Below are 2,577 nucleotides of genomic sequence, written 5' to 3' on the forward strand. Positions count from 1 at the left end.
GGTCCTTGATCTTCTTCTCGATCAGGGGCCTGTCGAACTGCTCGGCGCGAGGGGTCCCGGCTCCCGGGAGCAGCAAGCCGATCGTCACGCCGGAGGTGTTCCCGGCCGTGCCGCAGGAGGCCAGGACTACGGCCAGGGACACCGCGGCCACAGAGACGGCGGCACGGCGCAGGTAGAGCTTCACGTGCGGGCACCTCCTTACCCGTCGACCGGACGCCGATCAGATCCCCATCCCAGTATGGGCAGGCACAGGGTGCGGAGGGCTGACCAGACTGCGGCAAGGGGCGGACGTTCCGGAGCCGCAAGTGCAAGAGCCGAGATACGGAACCGCTACAGCGCGGAGCCAGCAGCTCAGGACTACCTTGCGCGACTCCACGCCCTTGGACAGGAGAAGCCGGGGTTCCTGCCTCAGTGAAGTTGCGGGGCTCAGGTCCGGGCCGTTCTCTCGCTCCAGGTCGTCGACAAAGGGCCCTGACGGGCGGCGCGGGGTCGGCTGTGATGATGGGTGTTCGCCTGATTAACGGTGTGAGCGCCTGCGACGATGTGAGCATGCCGACGCCTGGAACGCCTCTCCCAGCTGCGCTCATCCCCGACTGCACCAAACCGGAAGCTCACCACGCGGCCTATAGAAGTGCCAAGACCAACGACGCGATCTTTGTGTGCATCGCTCGCTAGACTAGTCGGTCTACCGGGAGCGCAAGGTGGCTTCCAAGACCTCGCGGACGGACTTCGCGGGGTGACCGGTGATGGCTTCCAGTGTGGGGTTGGTGGCGTTGAACTCGCCTTTGCACGATGCGGCGAACATCGTCAAGGAGAACTCCGCGGCCGGCCGTGGCATCCCGTCGGCGACTGCTGCGGATGTCCACTCGTTGTCGTCCATGACGACTCGGGTGATGGTCCGGCCGGTGATACGGCTGAGGATTTCGGCGACGTCGGCGAAGTCCAGCGTGTGGCGGGCGGTCAGGGGTGGCGTGATCCCTTCGAGTGCACCGTCTTCGGTCAGGGCGAAGGCCGCGGCTTCCGCCAGGTCCTCGTGGGCCGTCCAGGACACCGGGCCGTCCTGCGGCACTGCGAGCGTGCCGGTCTTGAGCGCCGCGCCGATGTAGTAGCCCAAGGTGGAGGCATAGAACCCGTTCCGAAGGGCGGTGTAGGGGACTCCTTGCTGCTTGAGGTGCTCCTCGGTGGCCGCGTGGACCTTCTGCGGCGGGAAGAGCGACGTGGGAGAGGCAGCCTGGTGGCTGGTGTACAGGACGCGTTGGGCGCTCGCCTCCCGTGCCGCGTCGATGGCGGCCTTGTTGGCGGTCAACGCGCCGCCGCCCCGGATGGCCGCGGAGACGACCAGGACGCGCTCGGCACCTTCGAAGGCGTGCTTCAGACTGTCCGGTTCGGTGAAGTCTCCCGCTCGGACTCGGACGCCGCGCTCGGCAAGGTCGGCGGCCTTGCTCACGTCGCGCACACTGACGCCGATCCTGTCGGCCGGTACCCGCTCCAGCAGGCGGTCAACGATCAGCGACCCCAGGTGGCCGGTGGCTCCCGTGACGATCAGCATCGACGGCTCCAGTCTGATGAGGTTTCCAACGGAACTGAAGTGATGGTATCAGTGATATTTCCTCCGGATGCGCTCGCCTGAATCCGTCAGGAGAATAGCCAGCTGAGCGGTACCTTCTGGCAGACCACCTGCGGAGAGTTGGCAATATCATCGATAACATCACCTGTCACGCACGGGCGATACCATCGTCTCCATGGCACCGAACACGCAGCGACGAGACATCACCCGGAACCGCATCGTGAAGGCTGCGGCCGGCCTGCTGCGCGACCAAGGGCCTGCCGCGGTGACCACACGCCGCGTGGCCCACGAGGCGGGACTGCAGCCTCCCGCTCTCTACCGCCTCTTCCAGGACAAGGACGACCTGCTGGATGCCGCCGCCGAGCATGTCTTCGCCGAACATGTGGCGAGCAAACAGACCACCGCGCCCTCGGACGACCCTGTGGAAGACCTCCGCGCCGGATGGAACACCCAGATCAGCTTCGGCCTGGCCAACCCGCACGTCTACGGCCTGTTGCTCGACCCGGCCCGCGCACGCGACACCCCGGCACAGGCCAAGGGCGTGCTGATCCTCGCCGAGCGTGTGCACAGAATCGCCGCCGCCGGGCGGCTTCGGGTGAGTGAGGAACGCGCCGTCAACCTCATCCGCTCGGCGGGGGTCGGAACCATCCACACCCTGCTGACCCTGCCGCCGGGGCAGAGCGACCCGCACCTGGCCGATGCCGCCTTCGAGGCGGTCGCTCGCGCCATCCTCGATGATGAGCCCGCTGTACCCGGCCGGGACCCGGCAGCCGTCGTCGCGGCCTTCCGCACCATCCTGCCCGAACTGCCCGGTCTCAGCGAGGCCGAGGCCGTGCTTCTCGACGAGTGGCTGCGCCGCTGATCCAGCACCGGGCTGCGGCCCTGGCCACGACATCGTGCGTCGGTATCCCCCGGGAGCCAGAGGTTCCCGGGCCGCCCGCCAGTGCTCTGACCGCGTCGGTTTGACGGACGCGCAGACCCTCCGGAACCTTCCATCGCTCCCCCTGCCC

2 protein-coding genes and 1 pseudogene are annotated in these 2,577 nt (G+C 67.5%); 1 reads left to right on the forward strand and 2 read right to left on the reverse strand.

Annotated features, from left to right (window positions below; translation table 11 throughout):
* Together G6048_RS47700 and G6048_RS47705 are read right to left on the reverse strand one after the other, a co-directional pair.
* Nucleotides 1-184, reverse strand: a pseudogene (locus G6048_RS47700) (ABC transporter substrate-binding protein); the annotation flags it as partial.
* A gap of 501 nt (nucleotides 185-685) precedes the next feature.
* A complete protein-coding gene (locus G6048_RS47705; RefSeq protein WP_165345841.1) occupies nucleotides 686-1,549 on the reverse strand; it encodes an NmrA family NAD(P)-binding protein in 864 nt (287 codons plus the stop codon).
* Nucleotides 1,550-1,742: 193 nt separating this feature from the next.
* On the opposite strand from G6048_RS47705, the gene G6048_RS47710 reads away from it, so the two are divergent.
* Nucleotides 1,743-2,429, forward strand: a complete 687-nt coding sequence (locus G6048_RS47710; protein ID WP_165345842.1) for a TetR/AcrR family transcriptional regulator — start codon at nucleotides 1,743-1,745, stop codon at nucleotides 2,427-2,429.
* The last annotated feature ends 148 nt before the right edge of the window (nucleotides 2,430-2,577 follow it).

This window comes from Streptomyces ureilyticus, assembly GCF_011045025.1.
Classification (GTDB): Bacteria; Actinomycetota; Actinomycetes; order Streptomycetales; family Streptomycetaceae; genus Streptomyces; species Streptomyces ureilyticus.

Bases quoted from the DNA above. Each gene is read 5' to 3' on its own strand.
- G6048_RS47710 (WP_165345842.1), top strand. From the start codon at position 1,743: ATGGCACCGAACACGCAGCGACGAGACATCACCCGGAACCGCATCGTG.
- G6048_RS47705 (WP_165345841.1), bottom strand. From the start codon at position 1,549: ATGCTGATCGTCACGGGAGCCACCGGCCACCTGGGGTCGCTGATCGTT.